We start from the raw sequence: 12,782 nt of genomic DNA, 5'->3' as shown, positions 1-12,782 counted from the left end.
GGCCCCGCCCGGGGACGCCGCGCGAAGCCCGGCGCCCCCGGCAGCTAATACGGCTGGGGGTCTAGCACTCCCGTGCGGAGCTCGACCGGCAGGTGGCCGAGGTCGTTGTGGCAGACGAGTTCGGGGAGGCGTCCCGCCTTGTAGCGGATGATCGTCAAGCCCGCGTGCGACTGGTTGAGGCCCGCCCAGCGCCACTCCGGTGCGTCCATGGCTTCCCGCACGAACCAGGCGATCACGAAGTTGTGGGTGATCAGGAGGTCGTGGGTGGTGGCGCGTGAGGGGGTGAGGAACTCGGCCGTCGCATCCGCCATCTGGGCGCGCCCGGCCTCGACCTCGTCTTCGGTCACCGAGTTGAAGAAGGGCTCGAAGGTGTGCGGCATCTGCGGCGAGTAGCCGGTGGGCACGCAGTCGAAGAGCAGGGCGCTGGGCTTCGGGTCGAGAGCCGGCAGGTGCTCCGACATGATGAGCGCCGTCTGCTCGGCGCGCTGCAGCGGCGAGTGCCAGACGTTGTCGAACGGCACTCCGCCGAGCCGGTCGGCGATCAGCCGGGCCTGGCGCTGCCCGCGCGGCGAGAGCGGACCGTCGTCGACGCCGTGCTCGGCGTCGAGCTGCTCGCCGTGCCGCACCAGATACAGGGTGTGCGCCATCAGACGGCCGCCACGGATGCGAACGCGTCGGCATCGTTCGGTCCGACGGCCGCGATGCTCACGGGCTGGGCGGCGAGCTCCTGCGCGAGAGCCTGCACGTCGTCGAGCGACACCTCCATCAGGCGCCGCACGCTCTCGTCGAGATCGACGAACTCCCCCTGGGTCAGCTCAGATCGACCGAGGCGCGACATGCGGGTGTCGCTGTCCTCGAGCGCGAGCGCGGCGGAGCCCGAGAGCTGGCCGTGGGCGCGGGAGAGCTCGTCGGCCGTGATCCCGTGCTCGGCGAGGCGGTGCAGCTCCGCGAGCATGAGCTCGCTCACCGCGCCTTCACGGCCCGGCGTGCATCCGGCGAACATGGTGAACAGACCGGCGTCGGAGTAGCTCGGAGCGTACGAGTACACCGAGTAGGCGAGCCCGCGCTTCTCGCGCACCTCCTGGAACAGCCGCGACGACATCCCGCCGCCGAAGACCGAGTTGAGCACGGCCATGGTGGTGCGGCGCTCGTCGGTGGCCACGATTCCGGGCATGCCGATCATCACGCTGGCCTGCTCGGTGGGCTTCTGCACCACCACGAGCGGCGCTCCGGAGGCGAGCGGCGCCGCCACCGGGGAACGGCGCCCCCGCGGGGCGGCCGGCAGCTCCAGGTTCCACCCCGAACCGCCGAGCGTCGCCGTGACCGCGGCCACGAGGGCGTCGTGGTCGACGGCGCCGGCGGCCGAGACCACGAGGTCGTTCGGCCGGTACTGTGCCGCGTAGTGCTCCCAGACGGCGTCTCGGGTCACCGCGCGGATCGCGTCTGGCGTTCCGCCCACCGGGCGGCCGAGCGGATGCGCGCCCAGCACGGCCTCGAACAGGCGCTCCCCCACGACGTCGGAGGGGTCGTCCTCGGCCATCGCGAGTTCTTCGAGGATGACCCCGCGCTCGGTCTCGAACTCGCCCCGGTCCAGGAGCGAGGAGGTGAGCATGTCGGAGAGCACACCGATCGCCATCGGCAGATCGGCATCGCGCACCTTCGCGTAGTAGCAGGTGTACTCCTTGCTCGTGACCGCGTTGTGCTCGCCGCCGACCGAGTCGAAGGCGATCGCGATCTCGAGCGCCGAGCGCGAGGGCGTGCCCTTGAAGAGCAGGTGCTCGAGGAAGTGCGTGGAGCCGTGACGCGAGGGCGTCGCGCCCTCCGCGCCCCGTTCGTCCCGCGATCCTGCGGCCACCCAGTAGCCGATGGTCGCACTGCGCGAACCCGGGATGTGCTCGCTCAGGATGCGCACCCCGCTCGGCAGGATCGTTCGACGCACCAGCCCCTCGGCGACAGTGCCGATCGACAGTTCAGGAAGATCCAGGGGAAGAGGTACAGCACCGTTCGTCATCGTTTCAACCCTACCGCGACCCCTCTGGGAACGGACGCAACAGGCCTTCATCGACGGCAAAGGCCGCACCCCACCAGGGGTACGGCCTTTGACGCAGACAGCAGCTACCAGCTACTCCCCTTCGGCGGGAGCCTCGGGGCCCTCGCTGTGGGCAGCGGAACCCTCGGTGTCCGCGGGGTCGGCGAGCACCGGAGCGAGCGACAGCTTTCCGCGGTCGTCGATCTTGGTGATCTCGACCAGGATCTTCTGGCCGACGCCGAGCACGTCTTCGACGTTCTCGACACGCTTGCCACCGGCGAGCTTGCGCACCTCGGAGATGTGCAGCAGGCCGTCCTTGCCCGGGAGCAGGGAGACGAACGCACCGAAGGTCGCGAGCTTGACGACGGTTCCGAGGAACTGCTCGCCGATCTCGGGGTTCTGCGGGTTCGCGATGGCGTTGACCTGGGCGCGAGCGGCCTCAGCCGAGGGACCGTCGACGGCGCCGATGTACACGGTGCCGTCTTCCTCGATCGAGATGTCGGCGCCGGTCTCGTCCTGGATCGCGTTGATCGTCTTGCCCTTCGGGCCGATCAGCTCGCCGATCTTGTCGACGGGGATCTGCACCGAGATCACGCGGGGCGCGGTCGGAGCCATCTCGTCCGGGGCGTCGATGGCCGCGTTCAGCACGTTCAGGATGGCCTCACGGGCCGCCTTCGCCTGCTTGAGCGCACCGTCGAGCACCGAGGTGGGGATGCCGTCGAGCTTGGTGTCGAGCTGGATCGCGGTGATGAACTCACTGGTTCCGGCCACCTTGAAGTCCATGTCGCCGAGAGCGTCTTCGGCGCCGAGGATGTCGGTGAGCGCCGCGTAGCGGGTCTCGCCGTCGACCTCGTCGGACACGAGGCCCATCGCGATGCCGGCGACCGGGGCGCGCAGCGGCACACCGGCGTTCAGCAGCGACAGGGTCGACGCGCAGACGGAGCCCATCGAGGTGGAGCCGTTCGACCCGAGGGCCTCGGACACCTGACGGATGGCGTAGGGGAACTCCTCGCGGCTCGGCAGCACCGGCACGAGGGCGCGCTCGGCCAGGAAGCCGTGCCCGATCTCGCGACGCTTCGGCGAACCCACGCGGCCGGTCTCACCGGTCGAGTAGGGCGGGAAGTTGTAGTGGTGCAGGTAGCGCTTCTTCGTAATCGGGCTCAGCGAGTCGATCTGCTGCTCCATCTTGAGCATGTTCAGCGTGGTGACGCCCAGGATCTGGGTCTCGCCGCGCTGGAAGATGGCCGAACCGTGAACGCGGGGAATCACCGCGACCTCGGCGTCGAGCGGGCGGATGTCCGCGAGCCCACGGCCGTCGATGCGGATGCCGTCCTTCAGGATGCGGCCGCGCACGACCACCTTGGTGACCGACTTGTAAGCGGCGGAGACCTGACCGAGAACCTCGGCCGGCAGCTCGCCGGCCTCGACCTTGACGGCGATGGCGGCCTTGACGCGGTCCTTCAGTGCGTCGTCGGCGTTCTGGCGCTCGATCTTGTCGGCGATCTGGTAGATACCGACGAGCTCGTCGTAGGAGAGCTCGGCGACGGTGTCGTAAGCCTCCTTGGTGTACGGCAGGAAGATGGGGTATTCCTGCACGGCCTTGTTGGCCTGCTGCGCCATCGACGCCTGAGCCTCGACGAGCTGCTTGATGAAGGGCTTGGCGGCCTCGAGGCCCTCGGCCACGACGGCCTCGTTGGGCTTCGTGGCACCGGCCTTGATGAGGTTCCAGGAACCCTCGGTGGCTTCCGCCTCGACCATCATGATCGCGACGTCCTGCGAACCGTCGGCCGCGGTCACGACGCGGCCGGCGACGACGAGGTCGAAGACGGCCTCCTCGAGCTGCGAGGCCTTCGGGAAGGCGATCCACTGGTCCTTTTCCGTGCCGTAGCCGGGCATGAGAGCCAGACGAACCGCACCGATCGGGCCCGAGAACGGGATGCCGGAGATCTGCGACGAGGCCGAGGCCGCGTTGATCGCGAGCGAGTCGTAGAACTCGTCGGGAGCGATCGACAGAACGGTGATGACGACCTGGACCTCGTTGCGGAGGCCGTTGACGAACGACGGGCGCAGCGGACGGTCGATCAGGCGGCAGACCAGGATGGCCTCGGTCGAGGGGCGACCCTCGCGGCGGAAGAACGAACCGGGGATCTTGCCGGCGGCGTAGGAACGCTCTTCGACGTCGATCGTCAGCGGGAAGAAGTCGAAGTTGTCTTTCGGGTGCTTGCTCACGCTCGTGGCGGAGAGCAGCATGGTCTCTTCGTCGAGGTAAGCGGCAACGGCGCCCTGGGCCTGCTGCGCGAGGCGGCCGGTCTCGAAGCGAACCGTGCGGGTGCCGTACTTGCCGTTGTCGAGAACGGCTTCGGCGAATTTGATTTCAGGACCTTCCAAGAGGTCTTTCTCCTTTGTTTAGCGTCGCGGCCCCGTATGGGCGTGCGACTCCTCGCGTCGGAGCAGGCGGAATAGCAGGGATTTCTGACGTTCCCTGAACGTGTGTTGAAGGGCGTTTGTGCTGGCCACCAGTAGAAGAGCTCCGGATGCGCACCGCGCGCCGGAAAACCACCACCGAGGACCAGCCACCTGCCGGCCTGCTCACAACCCCTCCACTCTATCAGTCGGGGAGGTCTCCCAGCCGGAACTCCACCCGGAACGGGCGCGCCGAGCCGATCACCGCGGCCGGAACCACGACCGCCCGCTTACTGCGGGCGAACGGCTGGAGCCGGGCGTCGAGCTCCGCGTCGACCTCCGGTGGCACGAATCCGGCCCGGTAGATGCTCCCGTCGTCGCCCAGCAGGTCAACCGCCACGCGAAGCTGCCGGCCCAGCCAGCGGCTCGCATCCGGCGTCAGCACCGCCCGGAACGGTTCCCGCGACTTCGCGCGGGCCGCCTCGATGGAGCCCTGCCGGCGTTCGCTCTCGACCACCCGGAGGGTCTTCACGTTCTCGGCCGTGGGCTCGACGAGCTCGACGCCGTCGAGCGTCTTGCGCGTGTTCTCGCTGTCGCGCCCTGCGACGAGGAGGATCGGCACCACCAGGAGGGCCGCCAGGGCCACCGCAGCCACGAGCAGCACGATGCCGAGCACGGCTCCGACGACCGGCCAGTCGGCGCGCGCAACGAAGCTCGCCGCCATCGCGAGCACGAGCACCATCGCGAACAGGAACGCCTCCCAGCGCCAGAAGGGCTTCCATCTCCGCGCGTGGTTCATGCGTCCATTCTGCCGTGCGGGACTGGGCGCCGGATCCGTCGCGTGACGCCCCTCTCCGGCGCGGAGAGGGCCGCCGCTGACGGATCCGCGGCGGCCGGGCGACCGTTCAGCGGCCGTCCATGGTGAAGGCGCGGGCCAGGGTGCGGCGGAGCACGGGCAGGGCGGTGGCCGCGATCACGGCGCGACGCAGGGCGAAGCCGGCGGCCGAGGTGGGCCGGCCCATGGCCATGTTGAACTCCGAGATCCGCGCGGCCGCACGGGCCGAGCGCAGACGGGTGCGGCCCAGATCGCCCAGCGGCGACAGCCCGCTCCGCTGCGGCGAGTCGAGCGCGTCGAGCGCATCCAGCAGCGACGGCATCCGCTCGGCAAGCGCATCCGCGTCGAGCCACCCGAGATTCATGCCCTGCCCGCCGATCGGGCTCACCTCGTGCGCCGCGTCGCCGATCACCACCAGGCGACCGTCGTCCGAGGCCATCCGGGGCAGGATGCGCCGCCGCACGCCGAAGCCGCTGCTCATGGTCGCGGTCGCGGGGTCGGGCGCGGCCTCGGGCGCGATCCGCTCGGCGATCAGCCGTGCCAGGAGTGCCGCATCGGCGCGCTCGACGCCGACACCCGCGGGGAGGTGGGTCACCCAGCGCCGCTGCCCGCCTGGCAGGGGGAACGACTCCACGATCCCGCGCGGGTGGAGATGCAGCACCGCGACGGCGCCGTCGCCCGTCGTGTCGGCGAAGTCGCCCATGAGGTAGCGGTGAGGGTACGTGCGGCCGGTGGCCGGCCGACCGAGCGTGCCCGCCACGACCCCGGACGGGCCATCGGCCCCCACCACGACCCGCGCCCGCACGCTCGCGGACCCGCCAGCGAGAGGGAGCCGGACGGATGCCGCCTCCCGCTCCACCCGGCGTACGTCGACGCCGGTGCGCAGCGCATCCGGAGCGAGATCCGCGAGACGGGCCCGGAGAATCCGCTCGGTCTCGAGCTGCGGCAGCGACACCACGAACGGCTGCCGTGCCCCGGTCGAGGAGAATTCGAGCCGGGCCCGCTCCCGGCCGTGGATGCGCAGCACGCCCCGGTCGATCCGCACCCCCGCCGCCACGATCTCGTCGAGCACCCCCAGGCGCTCGAGCACCGCGAGCGAGGGCGGATGGATGCCGATCGCCCGCGAGTGGCGATGCGCCCGGACGCGCTTCTCGAGCACGACGACATCGATCCCCCGCTGAGCCAGAGCGGTCGCCAGCAGCACCCCCACCGGGCCGGCGCCCACGACGGCGACGTCGTGCACCGGTTCGTCGTGCACCGGCCCGTCGTGCACCGGTTCGTCAGGCATCCGGGGTCGGCACGGTGTCTCGGGCGGCAGCGCTCGCGGCATAGCTGAGCAGCAGGCGGTAGGGCGCTTGGGTCTCCACGATCCAGTCGCGTCGCGCGGCCACCCGCAGTTCACCCTCGGTGTAGCTGCGGCGGATGGAGGTGAGTCCGTCCTCCCGGATGAACGAGTTGCGCAGCGGCAGCGTCGCCACCGAGAACGCCGCGTAGGCGAGCGGACTGCGCCGGATGTCGCTGTGGATCGTGAGGCCCCGGCAGAGCAGCTCGCAGTCGACCTGCAGGTCGGAGAGCTGCTCGGCGTCGAGGTGATGCAGAACGTGGTTCGAGATCACGAAGTCGAAGCGCACCGCGACCTCCACGAGTGCGGCGCTGGTGGTGCGCAGGAAGCGCACGCCGTCGGGGTTCGGCGCGCGCTCGGCGAAGTCCAGGGCACGCGGGTCGGGATCGATGGCCGTCACCTCGAGCAGCAGGCGGTCTCTGGCGGCCCAGTGCGCGAGGGCGCGGGCCACGTCTCCCCCGCCGCATCCGATGTCCAGCAGCACCGACGACTCGGTGCGCGACAGGAGCGGGCGGATGCGACGGCGGTACGTGTCGTGCCAGCCCGCCACCACCCGGTTCACGAGCCGGAACTGCTCGTAGGTGCGGTTGAGGGTGAGGAGATCGCAGTCCGGCTCGTCCATGCGTTCCCGCGCGTCGACCGCGCGCTTGCGCATCGAGGGGATTCCGAGCACCACGCTCTATGCCCCCAGCGCGGGCCGGAGCGTCATCAGTCCTGTCTCGACGGTGAGGCCGGGGCCGAAGGCCATGGCGCAAACCCGATCGCCGGACGACGGCTCACCGTCGTCGACCGCAGGCGGCCAGCCGTCCATGATCGCCTTCAGCACGAAGAGGATCGTGGCGCTCGACATGTTGCCGTATTCGCGCAGAACCCCGCGCGACGGCGCGAGCTGCGCCTCGGAGAGCTGCAGCTTCGCCTCCACCTTGTCGAGGATGCTGCGACCGCCGGGGTGGATGGCCCAGTGCCCGATCGACTCGTGCGGCGCCGCGACGAGAGCCGTCTCGCGGGCCAGCAGCGGCTCGAGCGCGCCCGAGATGTGCTGGTCGATGATCTTGGGCACATACGAGCTGAGGATCATCTCGAAGCCCTCGTCGCCGATCTTCCAAGCCATGTCGCCTTCCCCGACTGGGGTGAGCACGCTCTCGAAGGCATCCAGATCGAGCGCGGGAGAAGACGACGGCAGCTCGCGCGCCGTCACGATCGCCGCCGCCGCCCCGTCGGCGAACACCGACGACGCCACGATCTGATCGGGCTCGTTCGAGGAGCGCACGTGCAGGGTGCAGAGTTCGACGCTCACCACCAGCACGACGGCATCCGGTTCGGCCTCGCAGAACGACTTCGCCATCCGGAGCGCGGGGAAAGCGGCGTAGCAGCCCATGAAGCCCACGTGGTAGCGGAGGGTGCTCGGCGCGAGGCCCAGCTGGCGCACCAGCACGTAGTCGGGCCCGGGGGCGAAGAAGCCGGTGCACGAGACGGTGACCACGTGGGTGATGTCGGCGGCGGTGAGGCCTTCGACGGCGTCGAGGGCCTTGCGCCCGGCCTCCACGTACAGGGCGCTGGCGCGCTCGATGTAGAGCTCGTTGCGCACCTTCGTGGAGGGGGCGAGCAGCCGGCCGCTCGCCAGATCGAAGAACTCCGGATGCTCGGCCTGCGTGTCGAGGGTGAGCTCGTCGATGACGGTGTAGCGGGTGTCGATTCCCGATCCGTCGAACGAGGCGGAGACGAGGCGGGTGCCGAGGCGCGTCAGGCCGGGCTGCGACGCGAACACGTCACGCACCTGGGGCTGCCGGAGGACTGTGGCCGGAATCGCGGTCTGGATGGTTCGCACGCTCACTGCCATAGGCCCATGTAAGCACGATCATGTGCCTGCATGGTCCTATCGCAGCAATGTCCCACCGGAGGGGCGGAGTGCGCCGGGCTACTGGGCGCCGTAGGCGCCGATCGGGCTGAACGAGGAGTCGAGCGCGAACGGGTCCTTCACCTCGGTGGAGCGCTTCGAGACCGCGACCGCGGCGGCGAGTTCCCCGGCTGCGCGGCGGATGCGATCGGGCAACGTCGGGAAGCCGTCATCCGCGGCGCCCGATCCCCAGTCCTCGGTGGCGGCGAAGACGCTCGTCGGGAGCACGGATGCGCGCAGGTAGCTGAACAGCGGGCGCATCGCGTGGTCGAGTGCCAGCGAGTGTCTCGGGGTGCCGCCGGTGGCGGCGATCAGCACCGGCAGTCCGGTGAGCGCAGTGTTGTCGATCACGTCGAAGAAGGACTTGAACAGGCCGCTGTAGCTCGCCGTGAAGATGGGCGTGGTGGCGATCAGGCCGTCGGCGTTGGAGACCGCGTCGATCGCCTCCTGCAGCTTCGAGCTGGCGAAGCCGGTCATCAGGTTGCTCGTGATGTCGTTCGCCACGTCACGGAGGTCGATCATGGTGAGCTCGACGTCGACGCCGCGGTCGCGGAGGTCGGCGACCGTCGCCTCCGCCAGGCGGTCGGCCAGGAGCCTCGTGGAGGAGGGCTGGCTGAGGCCGGCGGAGACGGCGACGAGCTTCTTTGCGGGGGTGGTGTTCTCGGTCATGATCAGGCTCCCTTGATGCCGAAGGCGGCGCCGGTTCCGGCGCCCACGGGGGTGGTGCGCGCGCTGCGGGCGGCTTCGGCGGCGACGGCCGACTGCTCGGCGGCATCCGCGACCTGCTTCGCGGCCGCACGGGCCGCCATCCGCTCGATCTGCGACTGGTGGGTGGGGCCGTCCGGCACGTGGGCTGGGCGCAGGGCGTCCATCTCCTTGCGGAGGGTGGGCACCACGAGCTCGCCGAGCATGTCGAGCTGCTCGAGCACGGTCTTGAGGGGCAGGCCGGCGTGGTCCATCAGGAACAGCTGGCGCTGGTAGTCGCCGAAGGTCTCACGGAAGGTGAGGGTGCGGTCGATGACCTCCTGCGGGCTGCCGACGGTGAGCGGGGTCTGCTCGGTGAAGTCCTCGAGGCTCGGGCCGTGTCCGTAGACCGGCGCGTTGTCGAAGTAGGGGCGGAACTGCTTCACGGCGTCCTGCGAGTTCTTCGCCATGAACACCTGGCCGCCGAGGCCCACGTAGGCCTGGTCGGCGCGGCCGTGGCCGTAGTGCTCGAAGCGCTGGCGGTAGTAGGCGATGAGGCGCTGGAAGTGCTCCTTGGGCCAGAAGATGTGGTTCGCGAAGAAGCCGTCTCCGTAGTAGGCGGCCTGCTCGGCGATCTCGGGGCTGCGGATGCTGCCGTGCCAGACGAAGGGCGCGACGCCGTCGAGGGGGCGAGGGGTGCTCGTGAAGCCCTGCAACGGGGTGCGGAACTTGCCCTCCCAGTCGACGACCTCCTCGTCCCAGAGGCGGCGCAGCAGGGCGTAGTTCTCGATGGCGAGCGGGATGCCCTGGCGGATGTCCTTGCCGAACCAGGGGTACACGGGGCCGGTGTTGCCGCGGCCCATCATCATGTCGACGCGGCCGTCGGCGACGTGCTGGAGCATTGCGTAGTCCTCGGCGATCTTCACCGGGTCGTTGGTGGTGATGAGCGTCGTCGCGGTGCTCAGCAGGAGGTTCTCGGTCTTGGCCGCGACGTAGCCGAGCATCGTCGTGGGGCTGGAGGGCACGAACGGCTCGTTGTGGTGCTCGCCGAGGGCAAAGACGTCGAGACCGACCTCTTCGGCCTTCTGCGCGATGGTCAGGATGGCCTTGATGCGCTCGTTCTCAGTGGGGGTGGTGTTGTTCGTCGGGTCGGTGGTGACGTCGCCGACGGTGAAGATTCCGAACTGCATGTCGACCTCTCAAGTCGCGGGGGTGCCGCTGAGGGCATTTCAATGCGTTTGCATGAATATTACTCTCAACAACTCCCGGGCGAAACTATTCCCTCCACAGATCAGCCATCGGAAGCAGGGATGTCTTTGGCGGATGATTGACTTATTCTCATGGATGAGAACGGGATGCGCCTCGACGCGATCCTCGACGAGCTGGTCGGCGAGGAGGCGATCCGCGCCGCCTCGCACGCTCGAACCGCGGTGCTGCTCGTCGAGGCGACGTCGCTGCGGCTCGCCGAGTCACGGGCGGATGCGCAAGGGCTGGCGATGCGTTCGCTCACCGCCGAGATCTCGTGCGCGACTCGTCTTTCAGAAGGCACGATCACCCGGATGCTCAACGACTCCGAGACGATCGTCGGCACGCTCCCGGCAACCCTGGAGGCTCTGTCCGCGAGCACCATCAGCTATCGGCACGCCCAGCTCATGGCGGCGGCCGCCTCCGCGCTCCCGCGCGACTCTCGTGGTTCGTTCGAACGGGCTCTCCTGCCCGTGGCCGCGACGACCACTGCAGCCCGTTTCGAGCGCTCGGCTCGTTCCGAGCGCGAACGCCTGCACCCCGAATCGATCGAAGCACGCTCGGCCACCGCGATCGCCGAGCGCAGTGTCACGCTCTCGCCCGACGTCGACGGAATGGCCTGGCTCACCTGCCACCTCCCGGCGGTGGCGGCCGTGGCCATCGACTCGCGCCTCACCCGCATCGCGCGGTCCGCTCAGACGGCCGCCGAACCGCGATCGCGCAGCCAGCTGCGCGCCGACGCGCTCGCCACGCTCCTCCTCGGCCCACCTTCGGCCCGTAGCGTGGCGGCGCGTCCGCCGTCCGCCGGTGGCGACGTCGAGGTACCCGACGAGAGGCGCACCACCGACGGGCCGCCCGACCTCTCGCGGCCCGCGGGTGCGCAACCTGACTTCTCGCCCTCGTCCGGCGCAATTCCCGACCTCGCACCCACTCCTCCGACACCCGTCGACAGCGTGACCCGGGCGCGTCCGTCGATCACGCGCGACCTCCAGCAGTTCGAGGTCGACGATGCGTTCCTTCCCATCACGCCGACGGTCGTACTCACCGTGCCCGCCCTGTCGTTGCTCGGTCACGACGATGGCACGGCAGAGCTTCACGGATTCGGGCCGATCGACATCGACACGGCCCGCCGCCTCGCCGCTCGGGCGCCGAGCTTCATCAGAGTCCTCACCCATCCGGAGACCGGCGAGACGCTCTCCGTCGGCCGCACCCGCTACCGGCCGCCACCCGACATGCGCCTCGCCCTCCTGCTCGACGACGAGAGCTGCCGGTTCCCGAACTGCAATCGCCGCGCGGAAGCCTGCGAGCTCGACCACACCGCGGACTGGGCTCGCGGCGGCGAGACCGAGCGCGCCAATCTGCACCATCTCTGCGCCAAGCACCACCATCTGAAACACGACTCGAGCGGATGGAGCGTCGTCGCGCAGGCCGGCCGCGCCCTCGATTGGAGATCCCCCACCGGACGGCACTACGTCACCCTGCCGCGGGCACCCCGCCGCAGCTCCCCACGCCCGAGCTTCGCACCCACCGACCCACCCGACGCGCCTCCACGACGGCACCGCGATCGAAGGTACGCCTGCCGATGCCACCGTGGCGGCGGGCAGCTGCCCTCTCGGATGAGGTCGCCGGCGGAGCACCCCTGATAGCGAAGCCGCCAGACGAGGTACGTCGCACTCCGGGCCTGCGGCTGCGTGGGCCGCCCGCTACGCGGACCTCCCGGCAGACAGCGCACACACGCCCGTCGGTTACACGCGCTGGCTGCCCTGTCCCGACGACGCAATGGCGAGTCGGCGCCAAAGAATTAGGTAGATGGCTTCCACTAAGTCAATGCATCCCAGACAGGTCGATGCGCTCCAGACACACAGAAGAGGCCGCCACCCGAAGGTGACGGCCTCTCCAGAAGAAGATCGCGGTGTCAGCGAAGAGCTGCCGCCTGATCGACTGTGTCGCCTGAAAGGCGAACTAGCGACGCAGACCGAGACGCTCGATGAGCGTGCGGTAGCGGTCGATGTCGATGTCCTGGAGGTAGCCCAGGAGGCGGCGACGCTGGCCCACGAGCAGCAGCAGACCACGACGCGAGTGGTGGTCGTGCTTGTGCTCCTTGAGGTGCTCGGTGAGGTCCTTGATCCGCTTGGTCAGGATCGCGACCTGGACCTCGGGGGATCCGGTGTCACCGGGGTGGGTAGCGTACTCTTCGATGATCGCCTTCTTGACGTCTGCTTCGAGTGCCATAGATGGGATCCCCTTTCTCTCGTTGCGCGGTGCCAGTCAGCCGGATGCTGTGGCTCTCTTTGTCCGCGGCCGTCTTCACGGCAACCTGTAGAGCTTACCAGAAACATGCGCGTAA

Annotated in this window: 11 protein-coding genes; 1 reads left to right on the top strand and 10 read right to left on the bottom strand. The window is 69.5% G+C overall.

Annotated elements, in window-relative coordinates:
- Positions 1-44: 44 nt before the first annotated feature.
- The 9 genes from VD659_RS10780 to VD659_RS10740 all read right to left on the bottom strand — a co-directional run bounded on the left by VD659_RS10780 (position 45) and on the right by VD659_RS10740 (position 10,380).
- Complete coding sequence (locus tag VD659_RS10780; protein ID WP_423261084.1) at positions 45-647, bottom strand: histidine phosphatase family protein; 603 nt, start codon at positions 645-647, stop codon at positions 45-47.
- The gene (locus VD659_RS10775; protein ID WP_423261083.1) at positions 647-2,011 is read right to left on the bottom strand and encodes a M16 family metallopeptidase; all 1,365 of its coding nucleotides are present in this window, start codon (positions 2,009-2,011) and stop codon (positions 647-649) included. The genes VD659_RS10780 and VD659_RS10775 overlap by 1 nt, the downstream gene beginning before the upstream one ends.
- Before the next feature lie 111 nt (positions 2,012-2,122).
- The gene (locus tag VD659_RS10770) at positions 2,123-4,417 is read right to left on the bottom strand and encodes a polyribonucleotide nucleotidyltransferase (protein ID WP_423261082.1); all 2,295 of its coding nucleotides are present in this window, start codon (positions 4,415-4,417) and stop codon (positions 2,123-2,125) included.
- A gap of 220 nt (positions 4,418-4,637) precedes the next feature.
- Complete coding sequence (locus VD659_RS10765) at positions 4,638-5,231, bottom strand: hypothetical protein (RefSeq protein WP_423261081.1); 594 nt, start codon at positions 5,229-5,231, stop codon at positions 4,638-4,640.
- A gap of 106 nt (positions 5,232-5,337) precedes the next feature.
- Entirely contained in the window at positions 5,338-6,555 is a 1,218-nt protein-coding gene (locus VD659_RS10760; RefSeq protein WP_423261080.1) for an FAD-dependent oxidoreductase, read from the bottom strand.
- Positions 6,548-7,285, bottom strand: a complete 738-nt coding sequence (locus VD659_RS10755; protein ID WP_423261079.1) for a class I SAM-dependent methyltransferase — start codon at positions 7,283-7,285, stop codon at positions 6,548-6,550. The genes VD659_RS10760 and VD659_RS10755 overlap by 8 nt, the downstream gene beginning before the upstream one ends.
- Before the next feature lie 3 nt (positions 7,286-7,288).
- Positions 7,289-8,449, bottom strand: a complete 1,161-nt coding sequence (locus tag VD659_RS10750; RefSeq protein WP_423261078.1) for a type III polyketide synthase — start codon at positions 8,447-8,449, stop codon at positions 7,289-7,291.
- Positions 8,450-8,527: 78 nt separating this feature from the next.
- On the bottom strand, positions 8,528-9,175 hold the full coding sequence (locus tag VD659_RS10745; protein ID WP_423261077.1) for an FMN reductase: 648 nt from the start codon (positions 9,173-9,175) through the stop codon (positions 8,528-8,530).
- Positions 9,176-9,177: 2 nt separating this feature from the next.
- Entirely contained in the window at positions 9,178-10,380 is a 1,203-nt protein-coding gene (locus VD659_RS10740; RefSeq protein ID WP_423261076.1) for an LLM class flavin-dependent oxidoreductase, read from the bottom strand.
- A 150-nt stretch (positions 10,381-10,530) separates the two neighbouring features.
- On the opposite strand from VD659_RS10740, the gene VD659_RS10735 reads away from it, so the two are divergent.
- Positions 10,531-12,078, top strand: a complete 1,548-nt coding sequence (locus tag VD659_RS10735; protein WP_423261075.1) for a DUF222 domain-containing protein — start codon at positions 10,531-10,533, stop codon at positions 12,076-12,078.
- Positions 12,079-12,397: 319 nt separating this feature from the next.
- Here VD659_RS10735 and rpsO read toward each other — a convergent pair whose 3' ends face one another.
- Positions 12,398-12,667 (bottom strand): 30S ribosomal protein S15, encoded by a 270-nt coding sequence (rpsO, locus tag VD659_RS10730; protein ID WP_137838060.1) that lies wholly within the window; start codon positions 12,665-12,667, stop codon positions 12,398-12,400.
- Positions 12,668-12,782 lie beyond the last annotated feature (115 nt).

It is taken from the genome of Herbiconiux sp. 11R-BC (genome assembly GCF_049472555.1).
In the GTDB taxonomy this organism is placed as follows: domain Bacteria; phylum Actinomycetota; class Actinomycetes; order Actinomycetales; family Microbacteriaceae; genus Herbiconiux.
The sequence above is the reverse complement of the archived record's forward strand: the minus strand, read 5'-3'. Positions and strand labels throughout refer to the sequence as shown.